This is a genomic window from Mycobacteroides chelonae (assembly GCF_016767715.1).
Taxonomy (GTDB): Bacteria; Actinomycetota; Actinomycetes; order Mycobacteriales; family Mycobacteriaceae; genus Mycobacterium; species Mycobacterium gwanakae.
The window spans coordinates 4,347,836-4,366,681 of record NZ_CP050145.1; the positions used below are offsets into that span (position 1 = coordinate 4,347,836).

Sequence of the window (18,846 nt, forward strand, 5' to 3'; positions counted from 1 at the left end):
CGTGAACGATGCCGCCACGAGAGGTGCCAAACGGATCGCCGTTGCATACCTGGCCACTCCGGGCGGCGATGACGCGCTCGCCGTCGGCGCACAGATCGCCCGCTCCCTGGGGGCGCATCTCGATCTGTGCATGGTGCTGCCACTGGACCGACCCATCCTGGCACCCCTTCCACAGCAAGAGCGCCAGGACATCTTGTCCGAGAACGCCACTCACTGGCTCAAGCACGCCGAGGCCACCATTCCCGACGATCTCACCGTCGAGACACATATCAGCTTTTACGAGTCGATCGCCGAGGGTCTCATCGCCCAAAGCGAGGCCCTGGGCGCCGAAGCCATCGTGGTCGGTGGCTCTGGCGGCGGGCTGGTCGGCAGTCTCTCCCTGGGATCGGTGGTCAACGAACTCGTGCACTCCTCCCCCATACCTTTGGTGATCTCGCCGCGTGGTGCGCGCTACCAGAAGAACCTGCGCGTTCGGGAAGTCACGTGCGCCATGGGAACCCGGCCCGGCGCACACGTGCTGCTGGACACCGCGTTGCAGGCCTGCCAGCGTGCGAAAGCACCGCTGCGGCTGGTGTCCCTGGTGTCATTCGACCCGATTCCCGGCGGTGACGATGACCAGTCGGCACGTGAACGTGCTGCCATCCATGCCCGGCAATCCCTCGAGACCGCCAAACTGATTCTCCCACCGGATTTCCCGGTCACCTCAATCGTCGCCGAAGGACCCACTATCGAAGCCGCCGTGAACAAGCTCGACTGGCACGAAGGCGACATCATCATGGTGGGTTCCAGCCGTCTTGCGCAGCCACGGCGACTCTTCCTTGGATCGACGGCCGCGAAGATGCTTCGGGTGCTGCAGGTGCCCATGGTCGTGATCCCCAAGGAAGAGGCCAACCGTGACTGAAAGTGTTGCCCGCACCGAGCTGGAACAGGCCGAGCAGACCGAGGGACTCATCTCCAAAGGGCTCGCCGCCGGGCGTATCGGAACCTTCACCGGCGCCGTCCTCGGCATCTCCACAGTCGCGCCCGGATACACGCTTACGGCCAGTATCGGCCTGATCGTTGCCGCTGTCGGCCTGAAGATGCCGGCGATCCTCATCGCCGGTTTCATCCCGATGTTCCTGACCGCATACGCTTACCGGGAACTGAATTCCCGCGCACCCGACTGCGGCGCCTCGTTTACCTGGTCCACCAAGGCATTTGGCCCCTACATCGGCTGGATGTGTGGCTGGGGAATGGTGATCGCCACCATCATCGTGTTGTCCAACCTGGCGTCTATCGGGGTGCAGTACGGGTACCAATTCCTCGGCGCCGTCTCCCACAATCAGACAATCGGCGAACTCGCCAACAACAAGGCCGTCAACATCATCTCGACCGTGGCGCTGCTGGCGATCGCCACCTATATCTCCAGCCGCGGAATCACCACCAGCGAGAAGGTTCAATATGTTCTCGTCGGGTTCCAGATGATCGTGCTGGTGATCTTCGCGGTCGTCGCCATCGCCAAAGCACCCAGCATGGCCGGACATCTCGATTTCGACCTGGACTGGTTCAATCCACTGACCGGACTAACCTTGAGCGCCTTTGTCATTGGGCTCGTTGGATCGATCTTCGCGTTCTGGGGTTGGGACACCTGTCTGACCCTCGGCGAGGAATGTAAGGATCCGACCAAGGTGCCCGGCCGTGCCGGACTGTTGTGCGTGCTGTCGATCCTGCTCACCTACCTCCTGGTGGCCGTCGCGGTGATGATGTTCGCGGGCGTGGGCGACACGGATCTGGGTCTTGCGAATGAGGAGAACAAGGACAACGTCTTTGGCGCCCTTGCCAACCCGGTGCTGGGCAGCTGGTTCGGCCCACTGTTGCTGCTCGCGATATTCGCCTCCGCGGTGGCGAGCCTGCAGACCACCTCGCTGCCCGCCGCCCGCACCATGCTGGCCATGGGCACCTACGGCGCCTTTCCGAAAAAGTTCGCCGATGTCAGCCCCCGGTTCCTGACACCCACCTTCAGCACCATCGTGGCCGGCGCGGTGACGGCCGTGTTCTACACCGTCGTCAGCCTGCTATCGGACCGCACCCTGCTGGATACCATTGCGGCCCTTGGCATCATGATCTGCTGGTACTACGGCATCACCGCCTTCGCCTGTGTGTGGTACTTCCGTACGGAGCTTTTCCAGAATGCCCACAACGTGGTGTACAAGTTCCTCTTCCCGCTCCTGGGCGGGCTCATGCTGGCAGCGGTGTTCGTCATTTCCGTGCGCGAGAGCATGGATCCGGAGAAGACGGGCAGCGGCGCCTCGATCGGCGGCATCGGCCTGGTGTTCTATCTGGGCTTCGGCATTCTGGCGTTCGGGGCAGTGCTCATGCTGATCATGCGCGTCAAGAGTCCGGACTTCTTCCAGGGCCGCACCCTCACTCGCGACACCGCTCCGCTCGTCGAGTAGGCAGCCGTGTCATCGATGCAGGTGGCCATTCACGCCAGAACGGCGTATCCAAGAACCATCGGTGGACAAATCGTCCATTCCCAGATGCACTCCACGGCGACACACTGAGATCGCCGGATCGACGACAGGAAGTGCCATGACCGACATCGCCTACCGCCTCGCACAGAAGCGCAACATCGTGACGCCCCTGCCCGGGCCGCGTTCCAGTGCCCTGGCCGAGCGCCGTCGCGCGGCGGTATCCGCCGGGGTCGGCTCGACCGCGCCGGTCTACGCCGTTGATGCCGACGGTGGCGTGATCGTCGACGCCGACGGCAACTCCTTCATCGACCTCGGAGCGGGTATCGCGGTCACCACCGTGGGCGCCTCCCACCCTGCCGTCGCCGCTGCCATCGCCGACCAGGCCGCTCGATTCACCCACACCTGTTTCATGGTGACGCCCTACGAGGGATACGTGCAGGTCGCCGAGCTCCTCAACGCCCTGACTCCGGGCGATCACGAGAAGCGCACCGCACTGTTCAACTCCGGCGCCGAAGCCGTGGAGAACGCGATCAAGGTGGCGCGGCTGGCCACCGGCCGTCCGGCGGTCGTTGCCTTCGACAACGCCTACCACGGCCGCACTAATCTGACGATGGCGCTGACCGCCAAGTCGATGCCCTACAAGTCGCAGTTCGGCCCCTTCGCGCCCGAGGTCTACCGGATGCCGGCCTCCTATCCGCTGCGTGACGAGCCGGGTCTGTCCGGCGAGGAAGCGGCACGGCGAGCAATCTCCCGCATCGAAACCCAGGTTGGTGCGCAATCGCTGGCCGCGATCATCATCGAGCCCGTCCAGGGTGAGGGCGGATTCATCGTGCCCGCATCCGGATTCCTATCCACGCTGACCGCGTGGGCGCGGGACAACGGTGTGGTCTTCATCGCCGACGAGGTGCAGACCGGATTCGCCCGCACCGGCGCCTGGTTCGCCTCCGAGCACGACGGGATCGTTCCCGACATCGTCACCATGGCCAAGGGCATCGCCGGAGGCATGCCGCTGTCCGCCGTCACCGGCCGCGCCGACCTCATGGATGCGGTGTACACCGGCGGCCTGGGCGGAACCTACGGCGGCAACCCGGTGACCTGCGCGGCGGCCATCGCCGCACTGGGCGTCATGCGTGAACTCGACCTGCCGGCCCGGGCCCGGGCCATCGAAACCTCGGTGGTGTCGCGGCTGAGCGCGCTTGCCGAGGAGGTCGATGTCATCGGCGAGATACGCGGCCGCGGGGCCATGCTGGCCATCGAAATCGTCAAACCCGGTACCGGCAATCCCGGAGAGCCTGATGCGGCCCTCACCAAAGCCATTGCCGCCGAGGCGCTCTCCCGAGGGGTTCTGATCCTGACCTGCGGAACCTTCGGAAACGTCATCCGCTTGCTGCCCCCGTTGGTCATCGGGGACGATCTACTGGACGAGGGCATCACCGTCCTCGCCGACATCATCCGCGAGAAGGCGAGCCGCTAGTGACTGATCACTCAGCCCTGATCGATGCCATTCCCACCGATCTGTGGATCGGCGGGAAGCAGGTGCCATCGTCCTCGGGCGCCCGGTTCCCCGTGCACAACCCGGCCAACGGCGCAGTGCTGACTACCGTGGCCGACGCCTCAACGGCCGACGGTGCCACCGCACTCGATGAGGCCGTGGCTGCGCAGCCCTCCTGGGCCGCGACCGCGCCCCGTGAACGGGCCGAAATTCTGCGGCGCGCCTGGGAATTGGTCATGGAGCGGCGTGATGATTTCGCACTGGCCATGACCCTGGAAATGGGTAAACCGCTGGCGGAGAGCCAGGGCGAGGTCGCCTACGGCGGAGAGTTCCTGCGCTGGTTCTCCGAGGAGGCGGTGCGCATCAACGGCCGGTACACCTCGTCCCCGACAGGCACCGGCCGGATCCTGGTGGCCAAGCAGCCCATCGGTCCGGCGCTGGCGATCACCCCCTGGAACTTCCCGCTGGCCATGGGCACCCGCAAGATAGGCCCGGCGTTCGCCGCCGGATGCACCATGATCGTCAAGCCCGCCGCCGAGACGCCGCTGACCATGCTCCTACTCGGCCAGGTGTTCGCCGATGCCGGACTGCCCGCGGGTGTGCTGTCGATCCTTCCCACCACCAGCGCCTCCGGTCTGACCGGCCCGCTGATCGAGGACTCCAGACTGCGCAAGTTGACCTTCACCGGCTCTACCGCCGTCGGAAAAGTACTGCTGTCACAGTGCGCCACAAGAGTTTTGCGTTCGTCGATGGAGCTGGGTGGCAACGCCCCGTTCGTGGTGTTCGACGATGCCGACGTGGACGCCGCAGTCGACGGCGCGATGGCGGCCAAGATGCGCAACATCGGCGAGGCATGCACCGCGGCCAACCGCTTTCACGTCGACAACGCGGTGCGCGCCGAATTCACCGAGAAGCTCACCGCCCGCATGGGTGCCCTCACCATTGGCCCCGGTGACCAAAGCGGCGTCCAGGTGGGCCCGCTCATCACTGCCAAGCAGCGCGCCTCGGTCGATGAGTTGGTGCAAGACGCCGTCAGCAAGGGCGCCGTCATCACCACCGGTGGCGCGATCGCCGACGGCGAAGGCTACTTCTATCCGCCGACCGTGCTCACGGATGTGCCCTCGAACGCAAGAATTCTCCGCGAAGAGGTGTTCGGCCCGGTGGCCGCGATCACCGGGTTCGACGGCGAGGATGCGGGAGTCGCCGCCGCCAACGACACCGAATACGGACTCGCCGCGTACGTGTACACCACCAATCTGGATCGCGCACTGCGTGTTTCGGAGTCTGTCGAGTCGGGGATGATCGGCGTCAACCGTGGTGTGATCTCCGATGTGGCCGCACCGTTCGGCGGGATCAAAGAATCGGGCATCGGCCGCGAAGCCGGCAGCGAGGGTATCGAGGAATACCTCGAAACGAAATACATAGCGCTGCCCTAAGTACCGCGACCTAGCCGGAATTTCCCACACCGGTGCAACCGAGAGGCACACATGGCATGGCGGATGCCTGCGGAAACCGAACCGCACGAGCGGATCTGGATGGCGTTCCCGAAGCCCGGCCTCACCTTCGGCGACGATAACGCCGCGCTAGAGGCCGGCTATCAGGCCTGGACGGCGGTGGCGCATGCCGTACTCGCCTTCACTCCGGTGACGATGGTGGTAGACCCCAGCCAGCACGAACGCGCCCGCCGAATGTTGTCGTCGGAAATCGAGCTGTTGGTCGCCCCGCTCGACGACTTTTGGATGCGCGATATCGGACCTACGTTCGTCGTCGACGACGTCACGGGCGAGCTGGGTGCCGTCGACTGGATATTCAACGGCTGGGGGTCGTCAACGCCGCAGGCCTGGTCGAACGATCGTGAGATCGGCCGCACCATCGCAGCGGCCGCCGGCGCGACCCTCTTATCGTCGTTGCTGGTCAACGAGGGTGGCGCCATCCATGTCGACGGTGCCGGCACCGTGCTGCTGACCGAGACTGTGTTGCTTGATCCGCTGCGCAATCCGCACGCCGACCGCAGCCGCATCGAAGCCGAGCTGGCCCGCACCCTGGGCGTTGAGCATGCCGTGTGGCTACCACGCGGACTCACGCGCGACTACGAGCCGCTGGGCACCAAGGGGCACGTCGACATGGTCGCGACGCTGCCCGCGCCCGGCACCGTCTTACTGCATGCACAAACCAATCCTGACCACCCCGATTACGACGTATCCACACAACTGCGCGGCGCGCTCGCCGATGCGGTCGATGCCCGCGGGCGCGCGTTCGACGTCGTCGATCTGCCGGCGCCGGCGACACTGCGCGACGCGGACGGGTTTGTCGACTGGAGCTACATCAATCACCTTGTCACCGGAGACGGCGTGATCCTGTGTGGTTACGACGAGCCGGAGGCCGACTCGCAGGCCGCAGAGATCATCGCCGATGCCTATCCCGGCCGAGACGTGGTGCTGGTCGATGCGCGGCCGATCCTCGCCGGTGGTGGCGGTATTCACTGCATCACCCAGCAACAGCCAAAGGTTTAGGCAATGGATGTCGTTGAGGCGAGCATCGCCGATCTGCAGGCCGCACTCGCCGCCGGGGAAACGACGTCGGTCGCGCTGGTCGCGGAGTATCTGCGCCGGATCGCCGCCTACGACCGCGGTGGGATCGCCCTCAACGCCGTGCCCGTCCTGGATCCGCAGGCATTCGCCGCCGCTGCCGAGTCCGACGCGCGTCGCGCGGCCGGTGCCACGCTCGGCCCGCTCGACGGCATCCCGTACACCGCCAAGGATTCATACGCTGCGATGGGGCTGCCGGTGGCGGCCGGATCTCCCGCCTTCGCCCGGCTCATCGCCCAGCGCGATGCGTTCACCATCGCACAACTTCGTACCGCGGGAGCGGTGCTGCTTGGGCTCACCAACATGCCACCGATGGCGAACGGCGGCATGCAGCGCGGCGTTTACGGCCGCGCTGAAAGTCCCTACAACAGTGACTATCTGACGTCGGCGTTCGGCTCGGGGTCTTCCAACGGATCGGGTACCGCGACGGCCGCCAGCTTTGGCGCGTTCGGACTCGGTGAGGAGACGTGGAGCTCAGGCCGGGCACCGGCCTCATGTAACGCGCTGGTGGCCTACTGCCCTTCGCGCGGTGTGATCTCGGTTCGCGGTAACTGGCCGCTCGTACCCACGATGGACGTCGTCGTTCCGCATACCCGCAGCGTCGCCGACCTGCTGGCGCTCCTGGACGTCATCGTCGCCGACGACCCGGACCAGCGCGGCGATTTCTGGCGTCGCCAGAAGTGGGTCGAGATCCCGCCCGCATCGACATTGCGGCCCAAAAGCTACAGCGCACTGAGTGATTCCACCGCGGACAGCCTGCGCGGCACCCGGCTGGGAGTGCCACGGATGTATATCGGCGACACCACCGGAGACCGCCCGGTGCAGACCCGTCCAAGCGTTGTCGACCTGTGGCGACGCATCGCGGACGACCTGCGTGCGGCAGGCGCCGAGGTGCTCGAAGTGGACTTCCCTGTCGTCACCAATTACGAAGGCGCGGCGACGATGCTGGACCGTGGGCTCATTCCGTCCGGGTACGACGAGCGCGAACTGTGGGACCTTTCCATCTGGGGCTGGGAAGAATTCCTACAGGTCAACGGGGATCCCGAGTTGTCGCATGTGCGCGACGTCGACGGTGCGCTGATCTTTCCGCCGCCGCCTGGCGCATTGCCCGATCAGTACGACCGTCATCAACTCGACCTGGAGGTCGATCTCGGCGAGTATCCGGCCCGTGCCGCCGCCGGCATCGCCGAGCTTGAACAGATCCCCCTGATCGCCGACGGCATCGCGGGGCTGGAGGCGACGCGCCGTATCGACCTTGAGGCGTGGATGGACGCGCTCGGACTCCACGCCGTCATCCATCCCGCAGTCGCCGACATCGGCCGCTCGGACGCCGACGTCAATCCGGCGTCGGCCGATACGGCCTGGCGCAACGGCACGTGGGTCGCCAACGGCAACCTCGTGCCGCGGCACCTCGGAATCCCTTCGGTCACCGTACCGATGGGCACCCTGGACGATATCGGGATGCCTGTCGGGCTCACGATCCTCGGTCGCGGCCACGACGATGTCCGGTTGCTGCGTCTGGCCTCCGCCGTCGAAGCCACTCGGCACCGGCGCACCGCTCCGCCGCGGACACCGGCCCTGCCGCCTATCGCATTGCCGGCCGAAGCCGCGGCCGGCGGGATGGCGCCGCGGTGCGTCATCACAGTCGAAGAATCCGACCTCGGCGACGGTGACTGCGCCGTCGCCATCACCGTCGCCGTCGAAGGTATGCATCCCGTCGCCAACGCCAGGCTGTACGTCGACGGCGATGAACTCACCCTCACCCGAGCCGGCGATACGTTCACCGCCGCAACGACCCTGCGTGCGGCGGCATCTCGGCCGCGCCATTCGGTCTGGCGCGAGGCCTACGGCTCCTTGATCGTGGCGTTGATCCGCACCCACGACGGCCGAACCGCGGGAGCGTGGACGACCGCTTGCGGCATCGCCTGACGCATCAGGCGGCGAACAGCTCCAACCGTCGCGGACTCTCGATCCCCGAGTAGTGACTGGCATCGCCAGTGAGGATCTGACTTGCCTGACCATAGATGTCCACCGGCACATCGCCGGCCAACGTGACGCGATGGAGCTCGCGCTGCTGGTCGCCGAAGTCGGCGATTCCGTAATGCTGGGTGGCCCGGTTGTCCCAGATGGCTACGTCACCCAGCCGCCAGTTCCATCGGAAGGTGTTCTCCAGCTTGGTGATGCGTGACTGCAGCAGCTGGAAAAGTGTCGCGAACTCGGCGCCGTGAAACTCCGGGAAACTCTTGACGAATTGCCCGAGCAGCAGGCTGCGCTCACCGGTCTCCGGGTGCACCCGCACCACCGGATGCAACGTTTCATACAGAGAGCTGGTGAACTCGCTGTAATACGCGGCACGGCGCTCGGCGCTCACCCCGCCCGATGCGCCCGCGCCCACGTAGTCATACAGGTTGGTGTGGGTGGCCCACAGGTCGTCGGCAAGCGCACGCAACGGCGCGGGCAGCTGTTCGTACGCCGCAACCGTCGACGCCCAGGTGGTGGCGCCCCCATAGGACGGCAAGGTCACCGGCCGCAGGACCGACGCCTTCGGAATGCGGTCGACGAACGTGACGTCGGTGTGCCAGCCGTTGGCGGCGCCTTCGAGGTTCAGCAGCTCACTGCCGTGAGAGGTCACCGTGGGGTGCGGCAGCGTCGGCTCCCCGAGCAGACTGGCGAATGCGTACTGTCCGGCGTCGTCCAGGTGGTGTTGTCCGGTGAACACCAGCACCTTGTTGACGGCCAGCGCGACGCGGATTGCCTCGGCACGTTCGGCCGGAACATCGGCGCCAAGCTGCACCCCGTCGACCCGGGCGCCGATGTGTTCGCCGAGCTTTTCGACGGTGATCCCGGCGTCACGATAGATACGTCGTGTTTCGTTGTCACTCACCCCCGAATCTCAACAATCCCGGCGCCGTATGCCCAGGGATAGAGCCAAGTCGATTCGAAAGGACCGCCGTCGACGACGGCAGATATGGTCGAACGGTGATCGCGTACGACGAGGAACTGCGGGACCGGATTCGCCGATTCCTGGCGGGCCATGACCGCCGGACCGTCGATGATCCGGAGAAACGCCGCGCCGCGGTGGCCGTCGTGCTGGTCGATTCGGATCTAGGGGAAGACCGCATCGACCCGGCACCGGTGGACGACTGGATTGGCGGTCGCGAGATCCCCGAGCAGGGGCTGGACGGCAGGATGGTCGATGTCTCCGGTGGAGCGGCATTCCTGTTATGCCGCAGAACCTCTCGACTCAACTCCCATGCCGCGCAATGGGCACTGCCCGGTGGACGACTGGATCCGGGCGAGGACGCGGTGCAAGCCGCGCTGCGTGAGCTGGACGAGGAGCTGGGGGTGGCGCTGCCCGATACGACGGTGCTTGGACTGCTCGACGACTACCCGACACGATCGGGATACGTGATCACCCCGGTCGTGGTGTGGGGCGGCGGCCGTCTGGAGATGCGCCCCTCACCCGACGAGGTGGTGGCGGCCTATCGCGTGGGATTGCACCAGCTCCAACGCGAGGATTCACCGCGCTACATCAACATTCCGGAGAGCCCACGCCCGGTGGTGCAGATCCCACTGGGCAACGACCTCATCCACGCCCCGACCGGGGCCGTCCTGTTACAGGTGAGATGGCTCTGTCTGGAAGGCCGCAGCGACCGCGTCGATGAGCTGGAGCAGCCGGTCTTCGCCTGGCGATAGCCAGCGCTTAGGACACGTTGGCGCGCGCCAGCACCGTCGGCGTCCCATAGGGCGCGCTCTGTTCCGCCACCCAGCCCGGGTCCAGGTACACCGAGTTCGATGCGATCACATTGCCGTCACGCAGGATCTCACCGAGGTAGTTGCCGCCCTGGTCACTGAATATGCTCACCTGCGCTTCGCGAGCCGTCATCGATATGTCGTGCGTCCAGGGCACGAAGGGATCGAGCCAGGTGTACTTCTCCGCCTTCTCCCCCTTACCCGTGCGGTAGGAGATGACCACCTGACGATTGCTCCCCGGGTCCTGCGCTGTCACGCGGTAGGTCATTTTCACCCCGGGATCGGCATGAACGACCGGGGAAGACGGCAGCCCGATCATGGCACTGGATGCCAGAGCTACCAGCAGCACAAGAATTCTTCGCATGCGCTGGGATGCTAGCCGCCTCAGCGATCTCGCGGAGAGTGTCGCCGAACTTTGCGCTCCGGTACGCCGTTGGGCCCGGTGGTGGACAGCGCATACGTGCCGACGGCAAAGGCCACCGCCGGACCGTTGATCCCCAGCGCCTCCTTGCCGACATTCGCGAGGTTGTCCTTAGGGCCGTGGTAGTTGGGGTCAAATGGTTGACCCGCGCGTCCCTGCCACATCTTGGCTTCCGGGCCGCTCATTCTGTCCAGCGCACCCGAGCTGATTCCGCCCACCGGAATATTGGCGGCCAGGAATGGCCCGTAATCGGATCTGCCGTTGAACTCCTCGGCCGCCGGTCGCTTGCCCGCCAGGTTGAGGTATCCAGCGAAGGTCCGTTCGATACCCGCGGACCCTTCCGGAATGTCCAACGGCGGCCGGTTCGGGTCGGGTTTGGCGGCGGACTGGTCGCCGTCGAGCACGAAGTAACCGGCATTGGGCGAACCGAGCATGTCGAAGTTCAGGTACAGCGCGATGTCATTGAGCTCGTCGGCGTTGCGGCCCTTGGCGTATTCGATCGACCCGGCCAGTCCGTCCTCTTCGGCGGCCCAGAAGGCGAACCTGACGGCGTTGTTGATCACCGGCTTGGGTCCGAGCTGCAGCGCACTCTCCAAGACCGCGGCCACACCGGTTCCGTTGTCGTTGATGCCCGGGCCCTTGGCCACACTGTCCAGGTGCGCTCCGGCGAGCACCACATTCGCGGGGTCACCCGTTGCGGTCTGGGCGATGATGCTGCGTGAGCGCACCTTCGCGATGTTCATGTCCAGCACCAGGGTTATCGGCGACGAATTGCGGCGCAGCAGGGTGTCGACTCCCGAATCGACGATTCCAACCGGAATGGACAGCTGCTCATAGTAATTGGGTGTAAAAAGGCCCTCACCGGCACCGGCCTGCATCACGACCAGCACTGCCGCCGCACCCTTTTCCTTGGCGACATTGTGCTTGTCGACCACCGAACATCCGGCGCCGTCGACCACCGCGATCTGACCGTCGAGCTTGAGGGTGCCGTAATCGGCCGCGGCACAACCAGTGGCCTTACCCGAGGGCCGGATGATGTTGGCCTTGAGCCCGCCCTTGGGGGTCTGGGCGAAGTAGGAAGCCTGATCCACCGCGTAGGGGCGACCGCCGATGTCGACGAGCGGCTTGCCCTCGGTGAGTACCTTCAGCCTGGACAGCTCCGGGGCCTGTACCTCGAAACCACGATCTTTCAAGGCCTTTGTCACGTAGTCGGCGCTGGCGTCGTAGCCGGGCGTACCCTCGGCACGGTTCCCGCCGTGGGCGTCGGCCGCCTGCTGCAGCTGTTGCAGGTGCGCCATCATCGCGTCCACCGTCACCGAACGCGCAAGGTCGGCTGCGAGATTGGGATTCGGTGCCGCCGGTACACCGGCCCCCGGTGGAGTCGGGTTGGCGCAGCAACTCGCCACCGCCGCAATCGCAAGCAGGGCGCAACCACGCGCCAGTCCCCGAAACAACGCCATCAAACAAACCTCAATGAAACCTCTTGGAACCCCGGTGGAGTTGTGCGAATCGAGCAATCGCACACGCTACCGCACCAACGTTGGTTCCCAAGGCCTTTCGGGACGTTGCAACGAACCTGTTACCGCCGTTAATCCTTCAGCTTGTGCCGGGTACGGTCCTCGCGAATGGGCACACCGTTGCGTCCGTCAATGCTCTGCGCGTATAAGCCGATGGTGTACGCGACTCCGCCGGCGTTGATCTTGAGCGCGTCCTTGTTCACGTTCGCCAGGTTGTCGCCCGCCTGGTGGTAGTTCGGATCGAAGGGCTGGCCCGCCTTGCCGCCCCAGTCCCGCGCCTCCTCGTCGGTCATCTTCTCCTCGGCCCCGGAGAAGATGCCGCCGGTCGGGATACCCGCCCTGCTGAATGCGTCGTAGTCCGATCGGCCGTCGTATTCGGTGTCGTGGGCCTTCTTGCCCTGATCGGCAAGGTAGGCGACCTCGGTCCGCTCGATACCGGCCGAACCCTCCGGGATACGCACCGGAATCTCGTTCGGATCGGCTTCTTCGGACAGGTCGCCGTCATAGGTGAGGTACGCGGCGTTCGGCGAACCGAGCATGTCGTAATTCAGATACAAGGCAATGTTTTTCAGCGCATCCACGTCCAGGGATTTGACGTAGTCGGTGGAGCCGATCAGCCCTTCCTCCTCCGCGCCCCAGAACGCAAACCTCACCGCGTTTTTCACGTCCGGGTTCGGCCCCAGCTGCAGCGCGGTCTCCAGAACCGCCGCGGTACCGGTGCCGTTGTCATTGATCCCCGGCCCTTCGGGAACGCTGTCGAGGTGAGCACCGGCCATCACGACATCCGTGGTGGCACCCGTCTTGGTCTGTGCGATCACATTGCGCGCCTTGATGTCCTTGGTCTCCGCATCGACCTTGAGGACAACCTGGTCGGGATGTGCGCGCAGATCTGCTCCGGCCGACTTGGTGACGCCGACGACCGGAATCTTCGGGGTGGCGTCCTCACCGAGGGTGCCGCCCGCCTTGCTCTCATCGACATTGTCGGCGACGATCAGGCCGACCGCGCCGCGCTCGGCGGCAGCCCTCTCCTTCTCGGCGAACGGGCACGCTCCACGGTCGACCAGGACCACGGCGCCCTTGACATCCAGACCGTCGTAGTCCTCGGCGGTGCAGCCCGGCGATTCTTCCGCACGGGCCGCGACCAGCCGTCCCTGAGCCTGACCGCCCGGTGAGTACGACAGCACTGCCGCGTCGATCTTCTTGGAGCCGACCGTCAGATCCAACGATTTAGCCTGGAAGTACTTGAAGTCGAACTCGGGCGTCTGTACGTCGAATCCCTTGTCTTTCAGCGTCTTTACCACATAGTCGACGCTCTGATCGAAGCCAGGAGTGCCCACCGCCCGAGTGTTGTTGTTCTTGTCGGCGATCTCCTGAAGCTCCGAGAGGTGCTTCACGACGTTGTCGACGGTCACCTTCTCGTGCAGCGAGTGCGCGAAACCAACCGCCTCCGCGGAGCCTGCCTGCGGCACCGAGCGGGGTGCGTCGCCGCCATCCCGATCGCACGCCGTCGCTGTCGCCAGTGCGCATACCGCGGACACCGCAACCGCACACATAACCCGCTTGGTCCCCATGGTTCTCCCTTGTCCGACTTAGACGTCGCGTCGCTGCACGACGGCCAGGGCCGCAGCGAGCGTGATGACAACCACGGTAGCAAAGTAGACGAGAGAGCCGGTGGTGCCCCAAACGAAGCGCACACCGTCGGAGGTGTACCACGGCACACCGGTAAACCTGATTCCGTTCGCGAAAGGAAGGAAGGGCTGCAACGCCTTTCCGGCATCAGTGAGCCAGCCCAGCATCAACTCGAGCACCGTCGGCCACAACAGCAGCACCGCAACAGCACCCGCGGTGTGCTTCAGCAACACCCCTACCGCCACCGCGAGTACCGCACACAAGAACGCGTACACGCTCACCGAACCAATCGTGTTCCACACGCCGGCACTGTCGAGCGTCAAGTTCGCACCCGCCACCGGTCCGGCCATGGCGCGCACCAGCACGATCGAGGTCAGCGTGGCGACCGCGGTGACCACTGCCACCCAGACCCCCGCGACCAGGGCCTTGGCGCCAATTACCGACAACCTGTTAGGCGAGGCCTGAAAGGTGGTTCGCACCATTGCGGTTCGATTCTCATTGGTCACCGTCATCGCGGCGAGCACCATCAGCAGCGGCACCCCCACGACAGTCGCACCGCCCGCGGCGTCACCAGGGGTGACCGGCGCGTACACAGAGGCCGATCCGCCCTGCAGGCCCGCCAATCCCAAACCCAAGGCCAGGGCAAGCAGGCTGCACCACACCGCAGAACGCGAGGTGAATACCTTGATCCGCTCGGCCGCGATAACGCCCATCAGCGAACACCCTCCGCGTCCGCCACCGCGCCTGTCGCTCTTCCCGCAAGCGGATCATCGACCTGGCTGCGGTACTGCACGGCATCATCGGTCAGCGACAGGTACGCGTCCTCCAACGAAACCCGTTGCGGGGAAAGTTCGTACAACGTGACGCCACGACGTGCGGCAAGCTCACCGACCTGTTCGATAAGAGCACCGCTGATTTCCAGCACGCTTGCCTCTCCACCGTGTTCCGAAACGTGCACCGAGAAGCCACTTTCCTCTGCCGCCGTGCGCAAGGTCTCGAGCTGAGGACTGCGCACCCGCACCACATCGGCACCGGCCCGACTGACGAACTCATGCATAGATGTCGCCGCGATAAGCCGGCCGCGGCCGATGACCACCAATTGGTCTGCCGTGTTGGCCATTTCAGAAAGCAGGTGACTGGAGACCAGCACCGTGCGGCCCTGTGCGGCCAGACTTTGCATCAGAGTCCGAATCCAATGGATGCCCTCGGGGTCCAGGCCGTTGACCGGCTCATCGAACAGCAATACCTGGGGATCGCCGAGCAGTGCCACGGCAATGCCCAGGCGCTGCGACATGCCCAGGGAGAAGGTGCCGGCATGACGACCGGCCACGTCGGTCAGCCCGACCATCTCCAGCACTTCGTCCACCCGCCGGGAAGGAATGTCATTGGCAGCGGCGATCCACCTCAAGTGGTTACGCGCCGTCCGATTGGGGTGAAACTGCTTGGGATCCAGCAGCGCCCCAACCTCGCGCAGCGGATGGTCGATCTCGTGATACTGCTTGCCACCGATAGTCGCGGTCCCGGACGTCGGGCGAGCCAGCCCAACGATCATGCGCAACGTCGTCGACTTACCTGCCCCATTGGGTCCCAGGAACCCGGTCACGACGCCCGGCTCGATGGTTACCGAGAGGTCATCGACCGCCGGGGTCTGCCCATAGACCTTGGTCAGCGACCGCAGTTCGATCATGCGGCCCACTATGCCAGCTATTGCACTGCGGGTCCGTCCGGTGCCGGGCTGGAGGCCTGGGCCCAAAATCGACGGGGTATGCGGCCGGCGTGACGCGCGAGGTGCCCGGCGGTTACGGCTGCTGCCATGGCCGCGGCCATGCGTTCGGGATCGGCGGCGCGGGTCACGGCCGTCGCGAGCAGCACGGCATCGCAGCCGAGTTCCATCGCGAGTGCGGCATCGCTGGCGGTGCCGATTCCCGCGTCCAGGATCACCGGCACTCCGGCGGCCGCCACAATCATCTCGATGTTATGTGTGTTGGTGATGCCCAACCCGGTGCCGATGGGTGCTCCGAGTGGCATCACCGCGACGCATCCCACGTCTTCCAATCTGCGAGCCAGCACCGGATCGTCGGTCGTGTAAGGCAGTACCACGAATCCGTCGTCCACGAGTTGCTCGGCCGCACGCACCAACTCCACGGCATCGGGAAGAAGCGTGCGTTCGTCGGCGATCACCTCCAACTTGATCCAGTTGGTCTCCAGCGCCTCACGGGCCAGTTGCGCGGTCAGCACGGCCTCGGCGGAGCCGCGACATCCCGCGGTGTTGGGCAACGGCATGATGTCGAGTCGCTTGAGCAGATCCAGCACTCCAGTGCCCCCGGAAGCATCCACCCGCCGGATCGCGACGGTAGTCAGCTCAGTACCGGAGGCCAGCAGTGCCCTTTCCAGAATCGAGAGATTCGCGGCGCCACCGGTGCCCATGATGAGCCGCGAACCGAATGAGCGGCCCGCGATACACAGCGGTTCGTCTGCACTAACCACAGCACCTACCCCCCTTGCACCGCGGTGACGACTTCGACCAGGGCGCCGTCGGAAACCGTGGTGCCCCAATCGGATTTGGGCACGACGGTGTGGTTGATAGCCACCGCGATACCGCACTCGGGAAAGCCCAGTTGGTCGAGCAGCTGCCAGATGTTGGCACCCTCGGTGACCTCGCGCGCATCACCATTTACCTGAACGTTCATCGGGCCTCCTGACTATGTGCCTTCTCAAACCGGCGGGGATCGACGGCATCCGGCGGCTGGCCTCCGTCAAGCACCACACCGATCGTCTTCGCCGTCCACGGCGCGAGGAGAAACCCCGAGCGGCCATGACCGGCGGCCACGAGAGTCCGATCGTCGATCCTGCCCACCATGGGCAGATTGTCATCGGTCATCGGGCGCAGACCCGCCGCGCATTCGGCGAATTCGTACTCCCCCAGACAGGGCAGCACCGCGCACGCGTCATCGAGCAGATCCCGCACGCCCGCCACGGCAGGCGCGGTGTCGTGACCATGCTCGTACTGCGTGGCGCCCACGACGACACCGTCGTGCCGAGGCACCAGGTAGACATGGCGTCCGTGTACCCGCGCCCGGATCACGTTCGCGGGCGGGGGCATCGCGCCGGGTCGCCGTCGCAGCCTCAGTACCTCTCCCTTCACCGGACGAATCGGCAGATTCGCAAGTGTTGCCGCCTGCACCCCGTTCGCGATCACGATCTGATCGGCGGATGCGTCTTCGGCGTGGGTAACCGCAGGGCCCTTACGCACACCGAGCGCCTCGCATTCGGTGGCCAACACGTCCAACACCGCGCGATTGTCGACGGCGAGTTCTTCGGGCGCGGTGAATCCGCGACGGATGTTCTGCGCCAGCAGCGGCTCGATGTCGCGGGCATTGGTGGTCTCGGCAACGGTATGCCCGCGGCCGGCCAGCCAGTCCGCCATGGTCCTCAGCTCACCGACGTCGGCCGTGTCGACGGCCACGGTAAGTGACCCCCGCGCGGTGATCACCGCGCCTGCCACGTCCTCGTCGATGAAGCCGTCACGCCAGATCCCGAGGGACTCGATACCCAGATCCAGCAGGTCATCCTCACCGGGCCAGGCCTCGCTGTAGGGCGCAAGCATGCCGCCCGCCACCCAGGACGGGCCCTTTCGGCCGTCGTCGTGGACGGTGACCTGCCAGCCGCGGCGGGCAGCTTCACGTGCCACGGAAAGCCCGATGACCCCGGCGCCGATGACGGCGACAGAGCCTGGTTGAGACGACATCACAATCGGAGTCACTCCCTTCGCCGGCATGACCCGGATCAGGTCGGACGGTCAGGGCCGGATTCGTTGGCCCACTCTCAGCCCGCTCATCCTGGGGCTCCCGCGTTACTTACACCTACAACGCTAGCGTCTTCGACTATGCACCCGCGTTCGGCCCGGCTTGGGTCTGCCCACCTCTATCTCTGTACCGACGCGCGCCGCGAGCGCGGCGATCTCGCCGAATTCGTGGATGCCGCCCTTGCCGGCGGGGTCGACATCGTGCAGCTGCGCGACAAGGGATCAGTCGGCGAGCAGCAGTTCGGGCGGCTTGAGCCCACCGAAGAACTGGAGTACCTGGCTGTTCTCGGTGCGGCCGCCGCACGTCACGGCGCGTTGTTCGCGGTCAACGACCGTGCCGATATCGCCCGCGCGACGGGGGCCGACATCCTGCATCTCGGCCAGGATGACCTGCCTCTTGCGGTCGCCAGGGAGATCGTCGGTCCGGATGTGCTGATCGGCCGGTCCACACATGACGCTGCTCAGGCCCGCCAGGCGGCCCTGGATACCGAGGTCGACTACTTCTGCTGCGGGCCGTGCTGGCCGACCCCCACCAAACCGGGCCGTACCGCCGCCGGCCTCGGCCTCGTCAGCACGGCCGCCGCGCTCGGAACTGCCAAGCCCTGGTTCGCGATCGGCGGTATCGATGAGGCGCGGGTGCCTGAGGTGGTCGCGGCCGGAGCGTCGCGGATTGTCGTGGTGCGGGCGATCACCGCGTCGGTCGATCCCGGTGCGGCGGCAGCATCCCTTCGCGAGCTAGTTCACCCAGCGCATACCGCACGCACGTAAACCACGCAGATCTGCCGCACCCGGTATGCGCTCGGCGTACGCCTCAGGGCCAGATCTGCGCCGGAGCCTCCGGATACTTCGCCTTCCAGCCCACCCACTGCGCATCGGTGGACCCGATCACGCTCTCGAGAATGGTCCACTTCGAGCCGGTCTTTCTGAGCAGGCCCTCATACCGGGTGGGGTCGGAGCCGCCGGTGTCCTTCAGTTGACCGTCGACCAGTGCCCAGTCGTCAGCACTCTTGAACGTCTTCACGTCCAGTTTGACGGGTTTACCCAGGTCAGTCTCGACGCGAGCAAGCGCGGTCGCCACCACCTCGTTGCGCTCGCCCGGCCCGCTCTCGGCTTTCTCTGAGCTGCAGGCACCCATCAGCACGCTCGTGATCACGGCCAGCATCAGGAGAGATCCGGTACGCATAACCG

Annotated in this window: 18 protein-coding genes and 1 riboswitch; of the genes, 8 read left to right on the top strand and 10 right to left on the bottom strand. The window is 65.6% G+C overall.

What is annotated here, in order from left to right:
* Nucleotide 1 precedes the first annotated feature (1 nt).
* The 6 genes from HBA99_RS21450 (at nt 2) to HBA99_RS21475 (ending at nt 8,462) form a co-directional block, all read left to right on the top strand.
* The gene (locus tag HBA99_RS21450) at nt 2–901 is read left to right on the top strand and encodes a universal stress protein (RefSeq protein ID WP_070951990.1); all 900 of its coding nucleotides are present in this window, start codon (nt 2–4) and stop codon (nt 899–901) included.
* Nucleotides 894–2,435, top strand: coding sequence for an APC family permease (locus HBA99_RS21455; RefSeq protein WP_070951989.1), 1,542 nt, complete (start codon nt 894–896; stop codon nt 2,433–2,435). Before HBA99_RS21450 ends, HBA99_RS21455 begins: the two co-directional genes overlap by 8 nt.
* A gap of 136 nt (nt 2,436–2,571) precedes the next feature.
* Entirely contained in the window at nt 2,572–3,927 is a 1,356-nt protein-coding gene (gene gabT / locus HBA99_RS21460; protein WP_070923086.1) for a 4-aminobutyrate--2-oxoglutarate transaminase, read from the top strand.
* Entirely contained in the window at nt 3,927–5,381 is a 1,455-nt protein-coding gene (locus HBA99_RS21465) for an NAD-dependent succinate-semialdehyde dehydrogenase (protein WP_070923087.1), read from the top strand. The genes gabT and HBA99_RS21465 overlap by 1 nt, the downstream gene beginning before the upstream one ends.
* Nucleotides 5,382–5,432: 51 nt before the next feature.
* A complete protein-coding gene (locus HBA99_RS21470) occupies nt 5,433–6,458 on the top strand; it encodes an agmatine deiminase family protein (protein ID WP_070951988.1) in 1,026 nt (341 codons plus the stop codon).
* A 3-nt stretch (nt 6,459–6,461) separates the two neighbouring features.
* Nucleotides 6,462–8,462 (top strand): amidase, encoded by a 2,001-nt coding sequence (locus tag HBA99_RS21475; RefSeq protein ID WP_070951987.1) that lies wholly within the window; start codon nt 6,462–6,464, stop codon nt 8,460–8,462.
* A gap of 4 nt (nt 8,463–8,466) precedes the next feature.
* Here the strand turns inward: HBA99_RS21475 and HBA99_RS21480 are convergent, their stop codons facing one another.
* Complete coding sequence (locus tag HBA99_RS21480; protein ID WP_030096276.1) at nt 8,467–9,417, bottom strand: TauD/TfdA dioxygenase family protein; 951 nt, start codon at nt 9,415–9,417, stop codon at nt 8,467–8,469.
* A 95-nt stretch (nt 9,418–9,512) separates the two neighbouring features.
* Here HBA99_RS21480 and HBA99_RS21485 point away from each other — a divergent pair, with 95 nt between their 5' ends.
* The gene (locus HBA99_RS21485) at nt 9,513–10,229 is read left to right on the top strand and encodes an NUDIX hydrolase (RefSeq protein ID WP_070932613.1); all 717 of its coding nucleotides are present in this window, start codon (nt 9,513–9,515) and stop codon (nt 10,227–10,229) included.
* Nucleotides 10,230–10,236: 7 nt separating this feature from the next.
* On the opposite strand, the gene HBA99_RS21490 is transcribed toward HBA99_RS21485, so the two are convergent.
* From HBA99_RS21490 to thiO, 8 genes are all read right to left on the bottom strand, one after another.
* The gene (locus tag HBA99_RS21490) at nt 10,237–10,632 is read right to left on the bottom strand and encodes a hypothetical protein (protein WP_030096274.1); all 396 of its coding nucleotides are present in this window, start codon (nt 10,630–10,632) and stop codon (nt 10,237–10,239) included.
* Between the two features lie 38 nt (nt 10,633–10,670).
* Complete coding sequence (locus HBA99_RS21495; protein WP_070951986.1) at nt 10,671–12,167, bottom strand: M28 family metallopeptidase; 1,497 nt, start codon at nt 12,165–12,167, stop codon at nt 10,671–10,673.
* Between the two features lie 128 nt (nt 12,168–12,295).
* Entirely contained in the window at nt 12,296–13,795 is a 1,500-nt protein-coding gene (locus HBA99_RS21500) for a M28 family metallopeptidase (protein WP_070951985.1), read from the bottom strand.
* An 18-nt stretch (nt 13,796–13,813) separates the two neighbouring features.
* Nucleotides 13,814–14,566 carry an ABC transporter gene (locus tag HBA99_RS21505; RefSeq protein ID WP_070951984.1) on the bottom strand — a complete coding sequence of 251 codons (753 nt, stop codon included), beginning with the start codon at nt 14,564–14,566 and terminating at the stop codon, nt 13,814–13,816.
* Nucleotides 14,566–15,540, bottom strand: coding sequence for an ABC transporter ATP-binding protein (locus HBA99_RS21510; protein ID WP_070915851.1), 975 nt, complete (start codon nt 15,538–15,540; stop codon nt 14,566–14,568). The genes HBA99_RS21505 and HBA99_RS21510 overlap by 1 nt, the downstream gene beginning before the upstream one ends.
* 17 nt (nt 15,541–15,557) lie before the next feature.
* Nucleotides 15,558–16,280 carry a thiazole synthase gene (gene thiG, locus HBA99_RS21515; protein ID WP_044105255.1) on the bottom strand — a complete coding sequence of 241 codons (723 nt, stop codon included), beginning with the start codon at nt 16,278–16,280 and terminating at the stop codon, nt 15,558–15,560.
* 65 nt (nt 16,281–16,345) lie between these two features.
* Nucleotides 16,346–16,543, bottom strand: a complete 198-nt coding sequence (gene thiS / locus HBA99_RS21520) for a sulfur carrier protein ThiS (protein ID WP_070932602.1) — start codon at nt 16,541–16,543, stop codon at nt 16,346–16,348.
* Nucleotides 16,540–17,601, bottom strand: coding sequence for a glycine oxidase ThiO (thiO, locus tag HBA99_RS21525; protein ID WP_070932600.1), 1,062 nt, complete (start codon nt 17,599–17,601; stop codon nt 16,540–16,542). The genes thiS and thiO overlap by 4 nt, the downstream gene beginning before the upstream one ends.
* Nucleotides 17,600–17,715, bottom strand: a riboswitch (TPP riboswitch). It overlaps the preceding gene by 2 nt.
* A 24-nt stretch (nt 17,716–17,739) precedes the next feature.
* Between thiO and thiE the strand changes: the two genes are divergently transcribed.
* Complete coding sequence (gene thiE / locus HBA99_RS21530; protein WP_070951983.1) at nt 17,740–18,426, top strand: thiamine phosphate synthase; 687 nt, start codon at nt 17,740–17,742, stop codon at nt 18,424–18,426.
* A gap of 43 nt (nt 18,427–18,469) precedes the next feature.
* On the opposite strand, the gene HBA99_RS21535 is transcribed toward thiE, so the two are convergent.
* Nucleotides 18,470–18,841, bottom strand: coding sequence for a hypothetical protein (locus HBA99_RS21535; RefSeq protein ID WP_070951982.1), 372 nt, complete (start codon nt 18,839–18,841; stop codon nt 18,470–18,472).
* Nucleotides 18,842–18,846: the final 5 nt, after the last annotated feature.